Source organism: Streptomyces sp. NPDC048192 (assembly GCF_043202415.1).
Taxonomy (GTDB): domain Bacteria; phylum Actinomycetota; class Actinomycetes; order Streptomycetales; family Streptomycetaceae; genus Streptomyces.
Genome location: NZ_JBIDAL010000006.1, coordinates 318,867 through 338,102 on the forward strand (window position 1 = coordinate 318,867; position 19,236 = coordinate 338,102).

Here is a 19,236-nt window from a genome sequence, read left to right on the forward strand (position 1 = left end):
TACGTGGCCGCGCGACGGTCGGCTCCGCCGGGCCGGACGACCACGGCCCCGCGAAGGTCATCCGGCGGGGCTGGCCGTGGTCTTCGCGCCCTGCTTCGCGCCCTTCTTCAGATAGCCCATGTCCTCGTAGACCGGGGTCTGGAATCCGAAGGCCCCGGCGTTGACCAGGTTCTTCCGCACCGCCACCAGCTGCGGCCGCTGGTAGAGCGGGATGGAGCCGGCCGCCGCCCAGATCCGGGAGTCCGCCTTGCGGATCAGCGACACCTCCTCGTCCTCGTCCAGCGTGGCCGCGGCCTCGTCGAAGAGCTGGTCGACCTGGTCGGTGCCGACCCGGGTGTAGTTCTGCTCGACGTTCACCGAGCCGTCGGCCGCCGGCGCCGGCTTGGCGTACACCGGGCGGTCGTCCGTCGCGGGGAACGCCGAGGACGGCCAGGAGTACAGCGCCAGGTCGTAGTCGCCGGAGGCGACGTGGTCCTTGAAGAAGCTCGCGTCCGGCACCTTGGTGATCGTCGTGCGGATGCCGATCCGCTCCAGCATGGCGGAGATCTTCGCCGCGACCGCGTTCAGCGTCTCGGAGCCGGGGCCCGTGGGGAGCACGAAGCGCAGCAGCAGCGGCTTGCCGTCCTTGGCGAGCGGCTTGGCTACGGCGGCGGGCGCGGCCGTGCCCTGGGGGGCGTACGCTCCCTGGGCGCCGCCGTGCCGGCCCTCCTGCGCCAGATGCCGGTCGCCCTCGTCCCCGCGCCCGCGGTTCTTTCCGTCCCCCTCGTCGGTGTCACCGCTGTTCTTGTCGCGCTCGGGCCCTGCGGCGCTCTGGCCCTTCTTCTTCTGCTGCTCCTGTGCCGTGTCCGTCTGCTTGACGGGGCCGCCCGGCACCCAGCCGGCGTCCGTGAGCAGCGCCTGGGCCTCCTTGGTGTCCTGGCCGCCGAGCGCGCCGCTGTTGTCGGCGTAGGCGGGCTGCCCGGACAGGGCGAGGTGGCTGCCGACCGGGACGGCGGGCAGCCCGAGCGGGGTGAGCACCAGGCTGGCCAGCTCCTTGCGGTCCAGGGCGCGGGCGACGGCCCTGCGGACGCGTTCGTCGGCGAGGGGGCCCTGGGAGCCGTTCAGGGCGAGCTGGGTGTAGGCGGGCTCCAGCGACCTGCGGACCTCGACGTCGTGCAGCGCCTGCTGTTCGTCCAGATACCGGGCGATGTCCTTGCGCAGCTTCTTCCGGCCGGCCTCGGCCTCCTCGTCGAGGCCGTGCGCCAGCGCCCAGGAGCGCAGCTTCTTCACGGAGGTCTTGCCGGAGCCCTGCACCGGGTTCGGGGCGCCGTGGGCGGCGAGGCCGATCCGCCTGGCGTCGCCGGGTTCGACGTCGGCGATGTCGACGCTGCCGTCGGCGAGCGCGGCGGCCCGCTGGTCGCGGGGTACGGCGTGCAGCACGATGTGGGCCAGCTTGGCGCGCTTGCCCCACCAGCGCGGGTTGCGGGTGAGGACGACGTCCTTCTTGGCGGTGTCGACGTTCTCCACCGTGAAGGGCCCGGCGGTGATCTGCAGCTTGCGGCGGGCGCCGTCGTTGAAGGCGCTCGGGCTGCCCATGACCTGCTTCGGGTACAGCGGGGAGAACAGCGACTTCCAGTCGGCGTAGGGGCGCGAGAAGGTGACCCGGACCTGGAGGTCGTTGGCGCCGCGTTCGATCTTCTCGATGCGGTCGTACCCGGCGTTGCGGGCCGTCCAGAACGCGCTGTTCCTGCCGGACAGGGCGCGCCACTGGGCGACGAAGTCGGCGGCGCCGATCTCCCGGCCGTCGCTCCAGACGGCCTGCTGGTTCAGCTTGTACAGCACGACCTGGCGCGGCTCGGTCTCGATGACCTTGGCCGACTCCAGGTAGGCGGGGTCGGGCACCGGCCGGCCGTTCGGGTCCAGGCGGAACATCGAGGGCAGGACGGCCTGGGCGACCCGGGTGGTGCCGGCGTCGGCGTCCGCCTGGAAGGTGTTCAGCGTCGCGGGAACGGCGTCGACGGCCCACTTCAGAGTCCCGCCGTCGGCGACCAGGTCGCGGGCCGCCGGAGCGATGTCCTGCCCGGCCAGGGGCTTGCTGACCTTCTCGTCGGAGCCGCACCCGGCGAGGAACGGCACCGCGAGCGCGCCCGCGGTCAGGAAGGCGACCGATCGCCTGACGGCGCGCGGTCCGACTCCGTCGTGGGACATCTCTGCTACCTCCGGGAAGCCGCGGGCTTTATGCTCACATTTGTCGGAATATGGAGCTGATCACCTTTGGCGGTATATGGAGCTGATCAGATCTATGCGGCCCACTGAAGAGGAAAGGATCCGGCCGGCGCGGGAGACACGGCGACGACGGGCGGCAGCCTCACCCGTGTGGCGCAACGCCACCGGTGATGCAACCGCACGCCTCCGCCAATCGCTGCACACGCCTTCACATGGGCAGGTGTGACGCGCAACACTCCAAGGCGCATGAACGTCGCCGCTCAGGGCCCGCCGGACCCGCGGAAGTGAGGGCAACCATGTCCGTGCACGACGACATCACCTCGGTCCAGCGCTCTCTCGACGACCTGTACCGGTCGCTGGGGCGCCTGGAGCACCAGCTCGGCAGCGGCGGCCTGGAGATGCGCCGGGTCCGGCTGGACGCCGACCATCTGCGGGAGAGCGTGGCACTGCTGCGCGAGGCGGCCGCCGCGCCGGACGCGCCCCGCCGCCCCGACCTCGTCACCATCTCCGACACGCCCTACGACCTGAGCCTGTGGACGGACACGGACGACGAGGGTCTGGGCGCCCGCGACCGCCACGCCCCCTGATCCCGAAGACCGGAGCCTGCCTTGGCCACTGGTACGGAACCCCAACAGAACAGCGGCGGCGTACGGACCGGTGCGCGCGCCGCGATCACCGCCCCGCACCTGCGGACCGACCGCTGGTGGCTGGCGCCCGCCGTCACCGCGGCCGGTCTGCTGGCCTTCGTCGTCTACTCGACCTGGCGGGCCTTCGCGAACGCCCACTACTACTCGGCGCCGTACGTCTCGCCGTTCTACTCGCCCTGTCTGGCGCAGAACTGCAAGAGCATGCCCGCGGGCCCGAACGCCGATCTCTTCGGCGGCTGGTGGGCGATCTCCCCGGCGATCATCATCCTGATCTTCCCGCTGGGCTTCCGCCTCACCTGCTACTACTACCGCAAGGCGTACTACCGCAGCTTCTGGGCGTCCCCGCCGGCCTGCGCGGTGGCCGAGCCGCACAGGAAGTACACCGGGGAGACCCGCTTCCCGCTGATCCTGCAGAACGTCCACCGGTACTTCTTCTACGCGGCGATCCTGGTCGCGTGCGTGCTGACGTACGACACCGTGCTGTCCTTCCGCGACCCGCACGAGCGCTGGGGCCACATGGGCCTCGGCACCCTGGTCTTCCTGGTCAACATCGCCCTGATCTGGGCCTACACCATCTCCTGCCACTCCTGCCGGCACATCGTCGGCGGCAAGCTCAAGCACTTCTCCAGGCACCCCGTGCGCTACAGGGCGTGGCAGTTCGTGGGCAGGCTCAACGCCCGCCACATGCAGCTGGCCTGGGCCTCGCTGCTCAGCGTGGCGCTCGCCGACTTCTACGTCTATCTCCTCGCGTCCGGGGTCTTCGCCGACCCGCGCTTCTTCTAGGAACAGGTGAACCGTCTGATGTCCGTGGTGGACCGGCAGGAGTGGGACGTCGTCGTGGTCGGTGCCGGCGGCGCCGGGCTGCGGGCCGCGATCGAGGCGCGCGAGCGGGGCGCCCGCACGGCGGTGATCTGCAAGTCCCTGTTCGGCAAGGCGCACACCGTGATGGCCGAGGGCGGCATCGCCGCGGCCATGGCCAACGCCAACGAGCACGACAACTGGCAGGTGCACTTCCGCGACACCATGCGCGGCGGCAAGTTCCTCAACCAGTGGCGGATGGCCGAGCTGCACGCCAAGGAGGCCCCGGACCGGGTGTGGGAGCTGGAGACCTGGGGCGCGCTGTTCGACCGCACGAAGGACGGCCGTATCTCGCAGCGCAACTTCGGCGGCCACGAGTACCCGCGCCTCGCCCATGTCGGCGACCGCACGGGCCTGGAGCTGATCCGCACCCTCCAGCAGAAGATCGTCGCCCTGCAGCAGGAGGACTTCAAGGAGACCGGCGACTACGAGTCCCGGCTGAAGGTCTTCCAGGAGTGCACGGTCACCCGGATCCTCAAGGACGGCGAGCGAAGCGAGATGGGGGTCCCCCCGGCCGAAGGCTGGGGGAGGGTCTCCGGGGTCTTCGCCTACGAGCGCGAGACCGGCCGTTTCTTCGTCCTGGAGGCCCCGGCCGTGGTCGTCGCCACCGGCGGCATCGGCAAGTCCTTCAAGGTGACGTCGAACTCCTGGGAGTACACGGGAGACGGGCACGCCCTCGCCCTGCTCGCCGGCGCGCCGCTGCTGAACATGGAGTTCGTGCAGTTCCATCCGACCGGCATGGTCTGGCCGCCGTCGGTGAAGGGCATCCTGGTCACCGAGTCGGTGCGCGGCGACGGCGGTGTCCTCAGGAACTCCGAGGGCAAGCGGTTCATGTTCGACTACATCCCGGACGTCTTCAAGGAGAAGTACGCCGAGTCGGAGGAGGAGGCCGACCGGTGGTACGAGGACCCGGACCACAACCGGCGCCCGCCGGAGCTGCTCCCCCGCGACGAGGTGGCGCGCGCCATCAACGCCGAGGTGAAGGCGGGCCGGGGCTCGCCGCACGGCGGGGTCTTCCTGGACGTGTCGACCCGGATGCCGGCCGAGGTGATCCGGCGCCGGCTGCCGTCGATGTACCACCAGTTCAAGGAGCTGGCGGACGTCGACATCACCGCGGAGTCGATGGAGGTCGGGCCGACCTGTCACTACGTGATGGGCGGCATCGCGGTCGACTCCGACACCGCGGCGGCCCGCGGGGTGCCGGGGCTGTTCGCGGCCGGTGAGGTGGCCGGCGGGATGCACGGCTCCAACCGGCTCGGCGGCAACTCCCTGTCCGACCTGCTGGTCTTCGGGCGCCGCGCGGGCCGGCACGCGGCCGAGTACGCGCAGGGGCTGGCGTACCAGCGCCCGCCGGTGGAGGAGGCCCAGGTCAACACGGCGGCGGCGGAGGCCCTGCGCCCCTTCTCCGCCGAGACCGAGGGCGAGACGGGGCCGCCGGAGAACCCGTACGCCCTGCACCAGGAACTCCAGCAGACCATGAACGACCTGGTCGGCATCATCCGCCGCGAGAGCGAGATGGAGCAGGCCCTGCACAGGCTCGCCGAGCTGCGGGTGCGGGCCCGCCGGGCCGGGGTGGAGGGCCACCGCCAGTTCAACCCCGGCTGGCACCTGGCCCTGGACCTCAGGAACATGCTGCTGGTCAGCGAGTGCGTGGCCCGCGCCGCCCTGGAACGCACCGAGTCGCGCGGCGGCCACACCCGCGAGGACCACCCCGGGATGGACCGCGCCTGGCGCAACGTGAACCTGCTGTGCACCCTCGCCGACCCGACCGGCGGGCTGGCGGCGGCCGATCCCGCGCGCGGTCAGATCCGCCTCACCCGTGAGACCACCGACCCCATCCGCCCGGACCTGCTCGCCCTCTTCGAGAAGGAGGAGCTGGTCAAGTACCTCGCCGAAGAGGAGCTGTACGAGTGAGCAGCTACGAGGCCCGCTTCAAGGTGTGGCGGGGCGACGCCGAGGGCGGCGGCCTGGAGGACTTCACCGTCGAGGTCAACGACGGCGAGGTGGTCCTGGACATCATCCACCGCCTGCAGGCCACCCAGGCGCCGGACCTGGCCGTGCGCTGGAACTGCAAGGCCGGCAAGTGCGGTTCGTGCTCGGCGGAGATCAACGGCCGGCCGCGGCTGATGTGCATGACCCGCATGTCGGTCTTCGACCGGGCCGAGACGATCACGGTCACCCCGCTGCGCGCCTTCCCGGTGGTCCGCGACCTGGTCACCGACGTCGGCTTCAACTACCGGAAGGCCAGGGAGGTCCCGGCGTTCGTGCCGCCGCCCGGCCTCGGTCCCGGCGAGTACCGGATGATGCAGGAGGACGTGGACCGCTCGCAGGAGTTCCGCAAGTGCATCGAGTGCTACCTGTGCCAGAACACCTGCCATGTCGTCCGCGACCACGAGGAGAACAAGACGGCGTTCGCGGGCCCGCGCTATCTGATGCGCATCGCCGAACTCGACATGCACCCGCTGGACGCGGCCGCCGAGACCGGCCTGGACCGCAAGCGCACCGCCCAGGACGAGCACGGACTCGGCTACTGCAACATCACCAAGTGCTGCACCGAGGTCTGCCCCGAGGGCATCAAGATCACCGACAACGCCCTGATCCCGCTGAAGGAGCGCGCGGTGGACCGCAAGTACGACCCGCTGGTGTGGCTGGGCTCGAAGATCAGGAGGCGGTCTTCGTAGGAGCGGGCCGGCCGGGGCGCTGGGCGAGGAGCTGGACCGCCATTCCTCCTGCCCACAGGCACCAGCCGAGGGCAGGCAGGAACCCCAGGCCCGCGTCGGCGAGGGGCCCGAGGAACATGAACAGGCCCAGCCCGGCCGCGTTCGCCAGCGCCCCGTACCCCCACAGCCGTTGCCGCAGCACCCGGCGGCGGGCCACCGGCGGCAGCCACACCCCGGTGACGGCCAGGACGCCGAGCACCACCATGAACGCCACGGCGAGCACGGCCGCCACCACCAGGAAGATGTGCATGCCGGTCATGCTACGGCCGTCTCAGCGGACCCAGCCCTCCTCGTACGCCCGCCAGTCCGCCTCGGTGGCGGCGAAGTCGACGTAGAGGGCCACACCGAACCGGGCCCGGCCGGCGTCGGTGCGGGACAGACCGAGCCGGACGCCGCGCACGGCGGCCGGGACGGTCTCGGCGGCGGCCCGGTGGCCGATGCGGTTCTCGTGGTAGAAGGGCAGGCCCATGAGCAGGTCGGTGGAGTCCGGGGTGACCTCCAGGGCCAGCGCGGTCTGCTGGGCGACATAGCCGCCGTACAGGCTCTGCGACGGCTGCATGGTGTCGTACGACATCACCGCGATCTGGTCGACCCGGCGCGCGACCTGGCCGAAGTACCGCTGCGACCACCACTTGGGGTGTCCGGTGACGGCGCCCCAGACGGAGTGGAACGCCGGCAGCGGATCGATCTGGTGGGCGGCGACGGAGAGCACGGCGTGGCGGGCGCCGGTGACGCGGTGCAGGGCGTCCAGGAGGGCGAGGTAGTTCCGGTCGCCGGAGTGCAGGGGCTCCAGGTCGAAGTGGGCGCCCTGGAAGCCGGCGGCCAGGATCCGCCGGGTGGACTCGACGACGGCCGCGCGGGTCGCCGGGCGCTCCAGGTGCATGGCGTACGGCTTCTCGGGGGCCACCTCGTCGCCGAGCCAGGCCTGCACGCGGATGCCCGGCGCCTCGCGGTGCAGGGCCCCGATGAGCCAACGCGCCCTCGGGTAGGCCGACTCGGGAAGGGTCCCGTCGTGTTCCAGGGGGCCCGCGTGGACGTACAGGTCGCGGATGCCGGTGTGCCGCAGACGGCGGGCGAGGGCGGTGACGTCGGCGTCGGTCTTGCGGCCGTCGATCCAGGCGTGCCCGAGCCAGAGGGCGTCGCGGCCGCGGGTGTGCGTGCCGCGGCCGGGGGTGCCGCTGTAGTCGACGCGCAGGGCGGTCTCCGCGGCGAGGGTGGGAAGGAGCAGGAGGAGGACGAGGGCGAGGGCGGTGCGCCGCAGTGCGCGCAGCCAGGTGCGTCTGCGGCGCGCACCGCTCGCGGTGTCCGCTTCCGGCTCTGTGCTCATCCCGTCCCCCGCCCGTGTCCGCCCCGCTCGCGGAGCCGCCTGCCTGCCCATACGCTCCGAAATGTGACGTCCTCCCTGATCCGGGGCCGGCCCCGGCGCGCCAAGGCGCACATACGGGTGCGGGTGGCGCACGCCGTGCTGGGGGTCGTGGCCGGGGTGGGGTGGCTGGTGTTGCCGGTGATGACGGCCGGTGCGCGGGATCCGGTTCCCGTGGCGCCCGCCGGGACCGCCGCGGGCGCCGCCGCGCAGCGGGACGGCGGGACGTCCACCGCCGACTACACGCTGCCCTTGATCGCGGCGGTCGCCGCCGTGTCCCTGGCCGGATACGGGTATCTGCGCCGCACCCGCCGTGCCCGCACCCGGACGACCCCCCGCACCGTCTCCCCCGCCCCGCCCGCGCCCTCCCCCGCCGAGTTCGAGCGGCAGGCCCGCGCCGCGCTGGTCCTGGCCGACGACTGGGTCCGCACCAGCCGGGAGGAACTCTCCTTCGTCCAGGCGCGGTTCGCGGAGCCGGACACCGAGCCCCCGGTGCGCGCCCTGCGGGCCGCCGAGACCGAGCTGGCGGCGGCGTGCGCGATCTGGCGGCGCTACGAGCAGGGGACGCCCGAGGACGCCGAGGCCCGGCGGCAGGCGGTGGCCGGCGTGGTCGGCCGGTGCGCGGAGGCGGGACGCCTGCTGGACGCGGCCGTCCCCGCGCTGGACGGGCTGCGGGAGCTTCGGGGACCGGGGCTGGCCGGGGCGCTGGAGACGGCCGAGGGACGGTTCCGGGAGCTGGCCGGGCGGACGGTGACCGCCGGGGACGCCCTCGGCGGCCTGCGCGACCGCTGCACGCCGGCGGCGGCCGAGCCCGTCACCGGGTATCTGGAACAGGCCAAGGACCGGCTGGTGTTCGCCACCACGCGGCTGGGCGAGGCCCGCCGGGCGGCCGACACGGGCGAGGGCCGGCAGGCCGCCGGGCAGCTGCGGGCCGCCGAGGGCGCGGTGGCGCAGGCCGACGTGCTGGTGACGGGGGTGGAACGGCTCGCGGCACGGCTGCGGGAGGCGGCGGAGCTGGTGCCGGCCGCGCTGACCGGTGCGGAGGCGGAGATCGCGGTGGCCCGGAAAGGGGCCGTACAAGGGTCGCTGACCAGCGGTGAGCTGCACGCCCGGCTGGCCCACGCGGACGCCGTGCTGGCGTCGGTGCGCCGCGAGCTGACGGCGGGCCCGTACGACCCGCTGGACGCCCTGCGCCGGATCGCGCGGGCGGTGGAACGGCTGGGCACGGGCCGCACCGGCGCCCCGGCCGCGGCCGCGCTGCTGGTGGCGCGCGTCGGTGTCGCCGGTGCGGAGGACTTCGTCACGGTGCACCGGGGCGTGGTCGGCCCGGAGGCCCGGGTCCGCCTGGCGGAGGCGGTGCGGGAACTCGGCGCGGGCCGCGCCGGCCGGGCGGACGCGCTGGCCCGCGAGGCCCGCGACCTGGCCGAACGCGACGTACGGGCGCACGGCAACCCGCGCACGAGCGCCGACGGCGACTCGCCCGGCCTGGCCGCCGCGATCGTGGGCGGGATCCTGCTGGCCGAGGACCCGGACGGCGGACCGCCGGCGAGTTTCGGCGGGCCGGAGACGAGGGGCCGCCACCGGCTGCGGCCACCGGCGTGAGCCGCGCCGGTCAGAACAGGCTGAGCAGGGCCTCCGCCGGGTCGGTGAGTCCCGCCTCCGCGCCGGGCAGCGGCAGCTCGAACCACACCGTCTTGCCGCGCGGGGTCCGCCGGGACCCCCATGCCGCACTGAGCAGCCCCACCAGCTGCAGCCCCCGGCCCCCTTCGTCGGTGTCCCGGGCCCGCCGCCGGCGCGGCTGCACCAGACCGCTGTCCCACACCTCGCACACCAGCGTCCGGTCCAGCAGCAGCCGGAGCCGTATCTCCCCCTCGCCGTACCGCAGCGCGTTGGTCACCAGCTCGCTGACCAGCAGCTCCGTGGTGTCGACCAGCGGCTCCAGATCCCAGCTCAGCAACTGCCCACGGGCGTACTCGCGCGCCCGGCCCACGCTGCGCGGCTCGCGCGGCAGCGTCCAGTCCCCGACGGACTCGGCGGGCAGCCCCTGCACCCGGGCCATCAGCAGCGCGATGTCGTCCTCGCCGTGGTGGGTGTCGAGGGTGCTCAGGACGTGGTCGCAGACGTCCTCCAGCGGACGGGTCGGGTCCGTGAGCGCGCCGACGAACGCCTGCAGGCCCTCGTCCAGCGGATGGTCGCGGGACTCGACCAGGCCGTCGGTGTAGAGGGCCAGCAGCGCGCCCTCCGGCAGCTCGACCTCGACCTCCTCGAAGGGCTCGCCGCCCACCCCGAGCGGCATGCCGGGCGGCACGTCCAGCATCAGGGCCGGTTCCCCGGGCTCGACCAGCACCGGCGGCAGATGGCCGGCGTTGGCGAACGTACAGCGTCTGGTCACGGAGTCGTAGACGGCGTACACGCAGGTCGCGAGGTAGACCTCGGAGAGGTCGGCGTCCCTGGGCTGCCGGGCGGTGCGCGTCGCCTGCTGCACCCCGCCGGGCGTGCCCAGCCCCCGCGCGATCTCGTCCAGCGCGGAGAGCACCTCGGCGGGTTCGAGGTCCAGCAGCGCCAGCGTCCGTACGGCGGTGCGCAGTTCGCCCATCGCGACGGCGGCGCGCAGGCCGCGCCCCATGACGTCGCCCACGACCAACGCCGTGCGGTGGCCGGGCAGTTCGATGACGTCGAACCAGTCGCCGCCCACCTCCGTGGCCGCGTTGCCCGGCAGATAGCGGCAGGCGATGTCGAGTCCGGAGGCCTCGGGGTCGCCCGGCGGCAGCAGGGAGCGCTGCAGGATCAGCGCCCGTTCGTGCTCCCGGCGGTACAGGCGGGCGTTGTCGATGCAGACCGCGGCGCGCGCGGCCAGTTCCACCGCCAGGTCCCGGTCCCGGTCGCCGAAGGGCTCGCTGCCCTTGGTGCGGGAGAACTGGGCGAGCCCGACGACGGTGTCGTGGGCGACCATCGGCACGGCCAGCGTGGACTGCACCAGCCCGCCGTCCTCGGGCGGCACGGCCTGGGGCCGGGCGGTGCGCAGGGCGTCCGCGCAGGGCGAGTTGAAGGGGAAGTGGTGGACGGCGCCGACCGCGACGGGTTCCCCGGAGCCGCTGAACGGCGCGTCCGACACGGCGCTGGCGAAGGCGACCCGGCGCAGTTCGGCGCTGCCGTCGGCGAGGCCGGGCGGGGTCTCGTCGCCGGTGAGCAGGCCCTGGTAGAGGTCGACGGTGGCGAGGTCGCAGAAGCCGGGGACGACGACGTCGAGGAGTTCGCGGGCCGTGGTCTCCAGGTCGAGGGAGTTCCCTATGCGGGCGCCGGCCTCGTTGAGCAGGGCGAGGTTGCGGCGGGCGTTGGCGGCCTCGCGGGCGGCGGCCCGGCGGGCGGTGATGTCGGTGCCGAGCCAGGCGATGCCGATGGGCCGGCCGCTGCCGCTGTGTACCCGGTAGAGGTTGACGGACCAGTGCCGGCGTTCCTCGGAGCCGGGCACGTACCCCGTGACGTGCATGTCGGTGATGGACTGGCCGGTCTCCAGCACCCGGCGCAGGGTGGCGGCGACGCGCTCGGCCTCGCCGCGCGGCAGATAGTCGTGAACTCCCTTGCCCCGGTGGTCGTCCGGGGTCCCGCCGAAGATGGAGGCGAACCGCTCGTTGGCCCGGCGGACCCTCAGATCGGGGTCGATCAGCAGGAATCCGAACGGCGACTGGCCGAAAATGGCCTGTGAGGCGGCGAGATCGGTCTCTATCCGGCGCAGCGTGCGGACGTCCACGACGATGCACACGGCGGCCTTCTCGCCCTCGGCGGTCCGGGTGGGCATGACGTAGACCTCCGCCAGGCCCTCCTCCCCGCGTGTGCCGTCCGCCTTGTCCGGCATCCGGAAGGGCACGACCCCGGTCCACTCCCGCCCGTCGAGGATTTCGGCCATCTTGCGCTGGCCGCGCTCGCGCAGGTCGGGGTCGATGAAGGCCTCTATCGGGTCCATGCCGACGGCGCGTGCGGCCGGGATGCCGAAGAGCTGCTCGGCGCGCAGGCTCCACTGGTCGACGAGCCCGCCGGGGCCGATGGAGAAGGACGCGACCCTGATGTAGTCGTACATCGAACCGGGCGGACTGCTCTGCCACATGGCGTCGCCGGGCACGGCCGCCTCGGCGGCCGGGTGCGTCGCGCCGTCCGACGGGTCCTCGGACTCCGTGGCCCTCGCTGGTATCTCGCTCACGCGAACCGTCCCCTCCAGCTCACCGCGTCCGGCACCGGACACCGAAAGGCGGCTGCCCGCAGTATCCAGCACTACGGCGCCGCACGACACGGTGTTCACGATCACAGCTCGGTCCAGATGTTTTTCGGACCGCTCCGTGACAACACTTCCACTCTTCTAACCAAGGAAGAGGCCGATGAATCACGCACTCCGGACCCGGCCGCGTGCGCGGAGCGCACGCCGGTCCGCCCGCCGCCGGCCGTACACCCCCGTGCTCCCCTGGTGCTTCCGGCTCACCCCGGCACCGCCAGTTCGAACCAGACGGTCTTTCCGCTCGCGCCGGGCCGGGTGCCCCAGCGGAGCGAGGAGCCGGCGACCAGTTGCAGACCGCGCCCGCTCTCGTCCCCGTCGTGGGCGACCCGCTCGCGCGGCGGATCGGGCAGCGGGTCGGAGACCTCCACCCGCAGTGCGTCGCCGCTGCGCACGGGCCGTACGAGGCGGACGCCGATGGGACCGGTGGCGTGCCGCAGCGAGTTGGTGACCAGCTCGCTGACCAGCAACGCGGCGAGGTCGGCGAGGCAGTCGAGGTCCCAGCCGTGCAACTTGCCGCGGACCGCGGCCCGGGCGGTGCGCACGGCGCCCGGTTCCGCGGGAAACGTCCACTCGGCGCAGTCGCCATCGGTGTCGATCACGCCGATCACTTCCCAGGCCAGCGAGCCCCCACCCATGTCCGGTTTCGTGGGGTTAATGGGCACATACCCGATATCCCGGGGGCAGTACCGTACGGGCGGGCGCACAGTGGCACGAACGGCGTAGGCAGCGCTCCGAGGGGGCAGCGGGCGCTCGGGAACTCCACGAGATGACGGTCTTCACCCTGCGTCCCACCGGCCGGCCACCGCCTCGACCGCCGGGACGTCCTGGTCGAGCCAGTCGACCTCCCAGAGCCGGTCCGGGGTCAGCCAGCGCAGTTCGTCGTGATCCTGGAGGGGTTTCGGCGCGGGTGAGCCGGGGCGCAGGCGGGCGGTCCACACCCGCAGGACGTACGGCGCGCGCAGCGGCCATTCGCCGGGCACGCGCTCGACCGGTTCGGCGTCGACGCCGAGTTCCTCGCGCAGTTCGCGCACGAGGGCGCGCTCGGGCCGCTCGCCCGGTTCGACCTTGCCGCCGGGCAGTTCCCAGCGTCCGGCCAGATCGGCGGGGGCGCTGCGGCGCGCGGCGAGCAGCCGGCCGCCGTCGAGCAGGGCGGCTCCCACCACCACGGTCCGGTCCGTCGTCGGTGTGCCGGGTGTCTCGGAGGTCATGGGGCGGAGCCTACGGGAGGGCGCACGGGGTCAGTTGCGGACGCCGTCCCCGTTCTGGCCGATGCGCTCGACCCAGTAGATCTGCTTGTGCCCCCGGTCGTCGAGGCTGTCGGCGATCTTCTGGGCCTCGGCGCGCGTCGCGTACCGGCCGACGCGGTAGCGATTGCCGCTGTCGTCCTGCCGTATCACGATCCAGGGCAGGGAGACCGTCCCCTCACCCATGGTCCCCACCACCCGAGTCGCTCCCTCTCGCACCGCCCCACCCGCTTCCTCGAGCCCGGCCTAAGGAAACCGCAATACGCATATGCCCGAGCGTACGCCCAACCTTTACGCAGCGAACACGCCTTTTCACAAATATGCAACCAGCCAGAACGCAGGGGGCGCACAGAAGTGAACGCGCCGTCGTGAGCGCCGCGGCGACGATGCGCGGGCGCATCCTTTGTGACCCCTGGTCACCTGGGAAAACGGCCGAATCCCAGCGGCCGTTCCCGTCCGGCCGGGGGTGCGGGACCGCTGCGCTCACCCGTGAGGCGTACAAGGGTGTGCGCTACCTCACTCAGGGGGCGCGCAGGGGACGGGCGGGGCGGGGCAGGCGCTCATCTGACCGGCAGGTGGTAGGCCACCTGGTACCGGTCCGCGGGGATCACCACGTCCGCCGTCTCCACCGGGCGGCCGGAGGCGTAGTACGTGCGGTGGACGACCAGGACGACATGGCCGGGGACGCCGCCGAGGAGGTGCAGTTCCTCGGCGAGGCCGGGGCGGGCGCCGACCTCCTCGGTGACGTTGTCCACGATGACGTCGATGGCCCGCATACGCTCGACCACGCCCATGCCGCCGAGCGGCCCCTCTTCCGGGAGCATCACCGGGGTGCGGCCGGTGACGGCGAGCGGCTCCCACGAGGTGGAGAGCATCATCGGCTCCCCGGCCTCCCGGAACAGGTACTTGGTGCGCATGACCCGGTCGCCCGCCTTGATGCCGAGCCGCTCGGCGATGGCGGCGCCGGCCTCGGTCTGCTCGCTGCTGGACTCCCAGGTGCCGCGCGCCGAGGCGTCGGCCTGCTCCTGCCGGAAGGGCGTGGCGCCGCCGGACGGGCGGTAGCCGGAGCGGGAGATCCGGCGGGGCACCGGCCGCTCCCGGACGTACGTCCCGGAGCCGGAACGGCCCTCGACCAGGCCCTCGGCCATCAGCACCTTGCGGGCCTCCAGCGCGACCGTGTCCGAGACGCCGTACTCCTCGCGGATGCGGGCCTGTGAGGGCAGGCGGGTGTGGGGCGGCAGCAAACCGTCGACGATCTTCTTGCGGAGATCACCCGCGACACGCAGGTACGCCGGCTGCTCACCGAAAGTCACTGGCCGCTCCCATCAGGTTGTACAGACAGCAACAGACTGGCAACCGTGGGTTGTACCGTGCAAGCAAAGGCCAGAGAATCACTCGATGTGATGACACGGGGGATGACAGGGGGCGATGGCACGTAGTGACGGCACGGGGCCGCAGGCCCGCTTCCGCCGAGCCGCGAACCCGCCCCCGCACCTATCGATGCGCTCCGGAGGGCGCGTTCACACCTGGACGCTCGTGCCGGCTCCGTCGTCACCGCCGGGCGGGACCGTCGCCAGGCCCAGGGCCCTGCGCACGGCGACCCCGCGGCCCGGATCGATCAGGCCGAGGGCGGTGGCGTACCGGTCCTGGAACGCGTCCGCGTCCTCGGCCCGCGCCGCCTTCGCCCACTGGGCCCGCGCCGTGTCGAGGTCGGCGGCCAGGTCGGCGACCTGCCGCCGGGCACGGGCCGGCCAGTGGTGCGCCCGCAGCATCCGGGCCTGTTCGCCGAGGGCCGCCGCGACCCGGCCCGCCCACTGCTTGCGGCCGGGCAGCTCGTCGCCCCCGTCCTCGGTGCCGGGGGCGGTCTCCAGCGCGGCGTTGAGGACGTGCGCCGCCTTCAGGTAGGCCACCTGGTCGGCGTCGAGGACCGTCTCGTCGTTGCGCAGCGAGCCGGTCAGCCGGCCGCCCTCCTCGGTGCTGCCGAACGCGCAGGTGACCTCGCGGTCCCCGGCGGCCCAGCTGCCCCCGCTCGGGGTCAGGTAGTACACGTCGACGTCGCCGGGCACCGCCCAGCCGTCCATCGCGTAGCCGTCCCGCAGGCTCCAGCAGCGCTCGTCGGCCAGGCCGGCGACCTTCTCCTCGCCGGGGTAACCCCGGCCGGCGAGCCGGAAGGACGCGAACACCTCGCCGTCGTGCGCGCGGGCGCAGGGCACCTTGTCGACGCCGTCCGTCTCGCCGTCGAGCGCGCCTCCGGGCGCGTTGAAGCACTCGCCCTTGACCAGCGAGATGCTCGAGCGGTCGCGTGCGCCCTCCTTGAACCCCTGCCAGAACTCCGACGCGCCGCCGCTGACGAAGAACAGCACCCACAGCAGCAGTCCGATGCCGGACAGCACCGCGCCGCCGACGGCCAGCCCGGTGCCGCGCTCGCCGCGCCGGCGGATCTGCCGCAGCGCGACCAGCCCGAGCACCAGCCCCACCCCCGGCAGGCAGCACAGGACGCCGAGCACCAGGGAGGCGATCGCGAGCCCGTTGACGGGCGCCGGCCGGTTGAAGGGGGTGTAGCCCTGCGCCCACGGCTGGTACGGCGGCGCACCCCACGGCCCGCCGGGCTGCCCGCCGTACGACGGCCCGCCCTGTCCCGCGCCGTACGGCGGCGGGGCGAACGGCCCCTGCGGGTACGGCGGGGACGGCTGATACGGCCCTTGTGGCTGGTGGGGGCCGGGAGGCGGGGGTATGGACACCGGTAGCGTGCTCCTGACGAGGGCGGCGGCACGGACCGGGTGAACGGCCGGTGGCCGGGCTGTCGTACGACTGGGCGCATGGTAAGCGGGGCACGAACGGGGGCGGAATGAGGGTGGGCATGCTGACCGGGGACCGGGTGGGCGAGACGGTCGTCGGGGCGGTGAACGGGCTCACGAGGCGATGGGCGTCGGCCGCGCCGGGCGGCACCGTCTTCTCGGCGGCCGGGGTCTGGCCCCTGCTGGCCTTCCTGGGCGACGGCGCGGCGGACCCGGCGCGGGCGGAGCTGGCCGAGGCCGTGGGGGTGCCCGCCGGTCAGGTGGCCGCCGGCGCACGGGAGTTGCTGGCGGCGCTCGCGTCGGTGCCGGGTCTGGACGCGGCGCTCGGACTGTGGACGCACCAGGGGGTCGCCCTGCGCGAGGAGTGGCGGGCCGGGCTGCCGGCCGGGACGTACGGCGTGTTCGGGGACGACCCCGTCACCGCGCAGGAGCGGCTGGACGCCTGGGCGGCCGAGCGGACCGGCGGGCTGGTCGAGCGCATGCCGGTGACGCCGGCCCGGGACACGCGGATGGTGCTGGCCTGCGCCCTCGCGCTGCGCACGAGCTGGCGGCAGCCGTTCACCGAGCTGCCGCTCAGGCCGGACGGCGGTCCCTGGCAGGGCCGTGCGCTGCGCGGGCTGCACCGGCGCGGCCCGCGCCCCGACCGGGTGGGCGTGGCGGAGACGCCGGACGGTTTCGTCACGGCCCTGACGGTGCCCGGCGACGACGGCGTCGACGTCCATCTGGTGCTCGGCGAGGAGCACATGACGCCCGGCCAGGTGCTCGCGGCCGGCGTGGGGATCGTCGAGCGGACGCTGCCGGTCACCGGGGGCGGCTCGCTGCCGTACGGGCACGTGGGGCCGGGCCTGCACGTCGAGCGGGAACCCGCGGTCGCCCCGCAGCCGCTGACGCTGGACGTGCGGACGGTGGCGTTCGAGGTGCGCGCCGACCACGATCTGCTGGCCCTGGCAGGGCTGTTCGGCCTGTCGGCGGCCATGGACGCCGGCCGCGGCCACTTCCCCGGGATCGCCGGCGAGCCGCTGTCCGTGGGCCAGGCCCGCCAGTCGGCGGTGGCGCAGTTCGGCGCGCTGGGCTTCCGGGCGGCGGCGGTGACGGGGGCCGCGCAGACGTACGGCAGTGCCCCGCCGCGGTACCGCTACGAGACCACGGTCGTGCGCGCCGTCTTCGACCGTCCCTTCGGCTTCCTCGCCGTCGACCGGGAGTCGCGGCTGGTGCTGGTGGCCGGCTGGGTGACGGATCCGGCGCCGGAGCCCGTCACGAGCTTCCCGGGCGCTGTTCCTCCAGGATTCTGACGCAGCGGGCCAGCAGCCCGGCCAGGGCGTCGCGCTCGGCGTCGGTGAACTCCGCGGCGAGGGCCCGTTCGACCCGTACGGCGGCCGTGTCGGCCTCGGCCAGGACGGCGCGCCCCTCGTCCGTGAGCCGCGTCTCCAGGACGTTCCTGTGCCACTCGTGCGGGCTGCGGGTGATCAGATCGCGGTCCTGGAGGTTCTTCAGGACGGTGTTCATGGTGGGCGGGGTGACTCCGCACAGCCGGGCCAGGGCGGCCGCGGAGATGCCCGGGTTGTCGGAGAGGTGGAGCAGCGCGGCGTACTGGGCGACGGTCAGGCCCGCGGGCTTGAGGACCGCTGTCTTGGTGGCGTTGAGGGCCTGCTCGGCCCGCTTGAGGTGGGAGCCGAGGCGCTCGGACGCGGGCATGGAGGTCACCGGGCCAGGTTAATGCCTCGGTGACCCTGGCATCTATGAGTCCTGTCTTCGATTAATCCACTGGCAAGGATTAGAACTCTAATCTAGCTTGGTGCACGTCCATGAGTGAGCAGCCGAATCGAGAGGCACCTGTCGTGTCCCGTTCGATCCACCGCCGTACCTTCCTGACCGGCGCCGCGGCCACCGCCGTGGCCCTCGCCGCACCCGCGGCGGCCGCGGCCACCGCCCGGCCCCGGATCTCGACCGCCTTCACCCTCCCCGACGACCGGGCCTATCCCGAGGGCATCGCCCTCGATCCGCGCACGGGCGACGCGTACGTCGGCTCCTTCACGACCGGCGCGATCTACCGGGCCGCCGCCGGCAGCCGCGCCGCCGAGGTCTTCCTGCCAGCCGGTGCGGACGGCCGTACGACGGCCAACGGGCTGAAGGCCGACCGGGCGGGGCGCCTGTGGGTCATCGACCACACCACCGGTATCGACGTCTGCGACCTGCGCGACCGCTCCCTGCTGGCCCGCTTCGAGGTGCCGGCGAGCGACCAGCGCTTCCTCAACGACCTCGTGGTCACCGCGGACGGCACGGCCTACGCCACCGACAGCGTGCGGCCGGTGATCTACCGGATCACCCCGGCCGAGGTGGCCCGCGGCGGCCGTGCGCCGCTGGTCCCCCGCTTCGACCTGAGCGGGGCGGTACCGCCGCACGCGCCGTCCGCCTACACCCTCAACGGGATCGTCGCCGACCCGGCCGGACGGCTGCTGTTCGTCGTCGACATGACCGGCGGGGGCCTGTACCGGGTCGACGTGACCGACGGATCCGTGCGCCAAGTCGCCCTGCACGGCGGCGACCTGGTGAACGGCGACGGCCTGGAGCTGGCGCACCGCACCCTGTGGGCCGCCCACAACAGGACCGACGCCCTGACCCGTTGGCGCCTGAACCCCGACGGCACCGAGGCCCGCCTCACCCGCACCCTGACCGACCCCGCGCTCCAGATCCCCACGACCCTGGCCCACACCCCGCACGGCCTCCTCGTCGTCCGCTCCCAGTTCGACAAGGGCGGCCCGATGGGACCGGGAACGCCGGCTCCGCCGTTCACGGTGGCACGGGTGACCGGGATGTGAGCCGGGCTGCGGGGCCGGCCGGCGCTGCTGAGGTGCCGGCCGTCAGCCGGGCCAGGAGCCGGTCAGGCCGCGGGTCGCGGTGGCGCCGACGCGGTCGACGGCGGCCTTGACCCCGGCGAAGATCGCGCCCTGCAGGGTGGCGGCGAGCAGCACCTCGCGCCAGGTGCGGTCCTCGTCGGTGGCGTCAGGGGCGTCCTCGTCGTGACCGAGCGCCTTCCACGCCTGCTTGAACACCGCACCGGCGAGCATGCCGCTGACGGCTCCCAGGGCGAGGCCGACCGGCTTGTAGGCGATCTTCGAGACCTTCACCGG

Annotated in this window: 18 protein-coding genes; 7 read left to right on the forward strand and 11 right to left on the reverse strand. The window is 73.5% G+C overall.

The features are described 5' to 3' along the window. Positions 1-57: 57 nt before the first annotated feature. Positions 58-2,187: an ABC transporter family substrate-binding protein gene (locus tag ACGFZN_RS14815; RefSeq protein ID WP_393858819.1), complete on the reverse strand. Its 2,130-nt coding sequence runs from the start codon at positions 2,185-2,187 to the stop codon at positions 58-60. A 314-nt stretch (positions 2,188-2,501) separates the two neighbouring features. Between ACGFZN_RS14815 and ACGFZN_RS14820 the strand changes: the two genes are divergently transcribed. From ACGFZN_RS14820 to ACGFZN_RS14835, 4 genes are read left to right on the forward strand one after another with little or no spacing between them, the layout of a single operon-like run. After that, positions 2,502-2,792 (forward strand): hypothetical protein, encoded by a 291-nt coding sequence (locus ACGFZN_RS14820; RefSeq protein WP_393858820.1) that lies wholly within the window; start codon positions 2,502-2,504, stop codon positions 2,790-2,792. 21 nt (positions 2,793-2,813) lie between these two features. Beyond that, entirely contained in the window at positions 2,814-3,635 is an 822-nt protein-coding gene (locus ACGFZN_RS14825; RefSeq protein ID WP_393858821.1) for a hypothetical protein, read from the forward strand. Between the two features lie 18 nt (positions 3,636-3,653). Beyond that, a complete protein-coding gene (locus ACGFZN_RS14830; RefSeq protein WP_393858994.1) occupies positions 3,654-5,624 on the forward strand; it encodes a fumarate reductase/succinate dehydrogenase flavoprotein subunit in 1,971 nt (656 codons plus the stop codon). Beyond that, positions 5,621-6,391 carry a succinate dehydrogenase/fumarate reductase iron-sulfur subunit gene (locus ACGFZN_RS14835; protein WP_393858822.1) on the forward strand — a complete coding sequence of 257 codons (771 nt, stop codon included), beginning with the start codon at positions 5,621-5,623 and terminating at the stop codon, positions 6,389-6,391. The genes ACGFZN_RS14830 and ACGFZN_RS14835 overlap by 4 nt, the downstream gene beginning before the upstream one ends. Here ACGFZN_RS14835 and ACGFZN_RS14840 read toward each other — a convergent pair. Continuing rightward, on the reverse strand, positions 6,372-6,680 hold the full coding sequence (locus ACGFZN_RS14840) for a hypothetical protein (protein ID WP_393858823.1): 309 nt from the start codon (positions 6,678-6,680) through the stop codon (positions 6,372-6,374). The genes ACGFZN_RS14835 and ACGFZN_RS14840 overlap by 20 nt on opposite strands. A 21-nt stretch (positions 6,681-6,701) precedes the next feature. Beyond that, positions 6,702-7,757, reverse strand: a complete 1,056-nt coding sequence (locus tag ACGFZN_RS14845; protein WP_393858824.1) for a hypothetical protein — start codon at positions 7,755-7,757, stop codon at positions 6,702-6,704. A gap of 63 nt (positions 7,758-7,820) precedes the next feature. On the opposite strand from ACGFZN_RS14845, the gene ACGFZN_RS14850 reads away from it, so the two are divergent. Continuing rightward, positions 7,821-9,395: a hypothetical protein gene (locus ACGFZN_RS14850; RefSeq protein WP_393858825.1), complete on the forward strand. Its 1,575-nt coding sequence runs from the start codon at positions 7,821-7,823 to the stop codon at positions 9,393-9,395. Between the two features lie 10 nt (positions 9,396-9,405). Here the strand turns inward: ACGFZN_RS14850 and ACGFZN_RS14855 are convergent, their stop codons facing one another. The 6 genes from ACGFZN_RS14855 to ACGFZN_RS14880 form a co-directional block, all read right to left on the reverse strand. After that, positions 9,406-11,991: a SpoIIE family protein phosphatase gene (locus ACGFZN_RS14855; RefSeq protein ID WP_393858826.1), complete on the reverse strand. Its 2,586-nt coding sequence runs from the start codon at positions 11,989-11,991 to the stop codon at positions 9,406-9,408. Positions 11,992-12,263: 272 nt separating this feature from the next. After that, positions 12,264-12,698 (reverse strand): ATP-binding protein, encoded by a 435-nt coding sequence (locus ACGFZN_RS14860; RefSeq protein WP_393858827.1) that lies wholly within the window; start codon positions 12,696-12,698, stop codon positions 12,264-12,266. A 141-nt stretch (positions 12,699-12,839) separates the two neighbouring features. Beyond that, the gene (locus tag ACGFZN_RS14865) at positions 12,840-13,271 is read right to left on the reverse strand and encodes a (deoxy)nucleoside triphosphate pyrophosphohydrolase (RefSeq protein ID WP_393858828.1); all 432 of its coding nucleotides are present in this window, start codon (positions 13,269-13,271) and stop codon (positions 12,840-12,842) included. A gap of 30 nt (positions 13,272-13,301) precedes the next feature. Then, positions 13,302-13,493 (reverse strand): SPOR domain-containing protein, encoded by a 192-nt coding sequence (locus tag ACGFZN_RS14870; RefSeq protein ID WP_393858829.1) that lies wholly within the window; start codon positions 13,491-13,493, stop codon positions 13,302-13,304. 374 nt (positions 13,494-13,867) lie between these two features. Continuing rightward, positions 13,868-14,620, reverse strand: a complete 753-nt coding sequence (locus ACGFZN_RS14875) for a GntR family transcriptional regulator (protein ID WP_393858830.1) — start codon at positions 14,618-14,620, stop codon at positions 13,868-13,870. 207 nt (positions 14,621-14,827) lie between these two features. After that, positions 14,828-16,048 (reverse strand): DUF4190 domain-containing protein, encoded by a 1,221-nt coding sequence (locus tag ACGFZN_RS14880; protein ID WP_393858831.1) that lies wholly within the window; start codon positions 16,046-16,048, stop codon positions 14,828-14,830. A 119-nt stretch (positions 16,049-16,167) separates the two neighbouring features. Between ACGFZN_RS14880 and ACGFZN_RS14885 the strand changes: the two genes are divergently transcribed. Then, positions 16,168-17,397 carry a serpin family protein gene (locus ACGFZN_RS14885; protein ID WP_393858832.1) on the forward strand — a complete coding sequence of 410 codons (1,230 nt, stop codon included), beginning with the start codon at positions 16,168-16,170 and terminating at the stop codon, positions 17,395-17,397. Here the strand turns inward: ACGFZN_RS14885 and ACGFZN_RS14890 are convergent. Continuing rightward, positions 17,360-17,800, reverse strand: coding sequence for a MarR family winged helix-turn-helix transcriptional regulator (locus ACGFZN_RS14890; RefSeq protein ID WP_393858995.1), 441 nt, complete (start codon positions 17,798-17,800; stop codon positions 17,360-17,362). The two genes, ACGFZN_RS14885 and ACGFZN_RS14890, sit on opposite strands and share 38 nt — an antisense overlap. 143 nt (positions 17,801-17,943) lie before the next feature. On the opposite strand from ACGFZN_RS14890, the gene ACGFZN_RS14895 reads away from it, so the two are divergent. Further along, positions 17,944-18,924: an SMP-30/gluconolactonase/LRE family protein gene (locus tag ACGFZN_RS14895; RefSeq protein WP_393858833.1), complete on the forward strand. Its 981-nt coding sequence runs from the start codon at positions 17,944-17,946 to the stop codon at positions 18,922-18,924. Between the two features lie 42 nt (positions 18,925-18,966). On the opposite strand, the gene ACGFZN_RS14900 is transcribed toward ACGFZN_RS14895, so the two are convergent. Further along, complete coding sequence (locus tag ACGFZN_RS14900; protein ID WP_393858834.1) at positions 18,967-19,233, reverse strand: DUF4235 domain-containing protein; 267 nt, start codon at positions 19,231-19,233, stop codon at positions 18,967-18,969. Positions 19,234-19,236: the final 3 nt, after the last annotated feature.

What these genes read in the sequence shown, in the direction of transcription:
- ACGFZN_RS14815 (WP_393858819.1), bottom strand. Translation starts at nt 2,187, where the DNA reads ATGTCCCACGACGGAGTCGGACCGCGCGCCGTCAGGCGATCGGTCGCC.
- ACGFZN_RS14820 (WP_393858820.1), top strand. Translation starts at nt 2,502, where the DNA reads ATGTCCGTGCACGACGACATCACCTCGGTCCAGCGCTCTCTCGACGAC.
- ACGFZN_RS14830 (WP_393858994.1), top strand. Translation starts at nt 3,654, where the DNA reads ATGTCCGTGGTGGACCGGCAGGAGTGGGACGTCGTCGTGGTCGGTGCC.
- ACGFZN_RS14840 (WP_393858823.1), bottom strand. Translation starts at nt 6,680, where the DNA reads ATGCACATCTTCCTGGTGGTGGCGGCCGTGCTCGCCGTGGCGTTCATG.
- ACGFZN_RS14845 (WP_393858824.1), bottom strand. Translation starts at nt 7,757, where the DNA reads ATGAGCACAGAGCCGGAAGCGGACACCGCGAGCGGTGCGCGCCGCAGA.
- ACGFZN_RS14860 (WP_393858827.1), bottom strand. Translation starts at nt 12,698, where the DNA reads ATGGGTGGGGGCTCGCTGGCCTGGGAAGTGATCGGCGTGATCGACACC.
- ACGFZN_RS14865 (WP_393858828.1), bottom strand. Translation starts at nt 13,271, where the DNA reads ATGACCTCCGAGACACCCGGCACACCGACGACGGACCGGACCGTGGTG.
- ACGFZN_RS14870 (WP_393858829.1), bottom strand. Translation starts at nt 13,493, where the DNA reads ATGGGTGAGGGGACGGTCTCCCTGCCCTGGATCGTGATACGGCAGGAC.
- ACGFZN_RS14885 (WP_393858832.1), top strand. Translation starts at nt 16,168, where the DNA reads ATGCTGACCGGGGACCGGGTGGGCGAGACGGTCGTCGGGGCGGTGAAC.
- ACGFZN_RS14890 (WP_393858995.1), bottom strand. Translation starts at nt 17,800, where the DNA reads ATGCCCGCGTCCGAGCGCCTCGGCTCCCACCTCAAGCGGGCCGAGCAG.